Raw genomic sequence first — 272 nt, 5'->3', positions numbered from 1 at the left:
ACCACCTTTGCTGCAGGAGCCGTGTTAATTGCGGTGCCGATTGCGATTCTCTTCCTGTCCTTCCAGCGCTACTTTGTTTCGGGATTGACAGCCGGCGGTACAAAAGGGTAAGAGTATTATATTAATATTTAGCTAGGGGAGAACAGAATGACCGTAACTATTAAAGATGTGGCAAGGCTTGCAAACGTGGCACCGTCAACGGTCTCAAGAGTGATAGCGGACAGCCCGCGTATTAGTGAAGAAACAAAGCAAAAAGTAAAAAACGCCATGGA

The 272-nt window shown here is 46.7% G+C and carries 1 protein-coding gene and 1 pseudogene; both read left to right on the top strand.

The genetic code is table 11. The features are described from left to right. Nucleotides 1-111, top strand: a pseudogene (locus RYX56_RS22415) (sugar ABC transporter permease); the annotation flags it as partial. 36 nt (nt 112-147) lie between these two features. After that, a partial coding sequence (locus tag RYX56_RS22410; RefSeq protein ID WP_317124130.1) for a LacI family DNA-binding transcriptional regulator occupies nt 148-272 on the top strand: 125 nt, incomplete at its 3' end.

Origin of the sequence: Alkalihalophilus lindianensis, assembly GCF_032843265.1 — a bacterium.
Classification (GTDB): Bacteria; Bacillota; Bacilli; order Bacillales; family Bacillaceae_D; genus Alkalihalophilus; species Alkalihalophilus lindianensis.
This window is presented reverse-complemented; position numbering and strand designations above follow the sequence as displayed.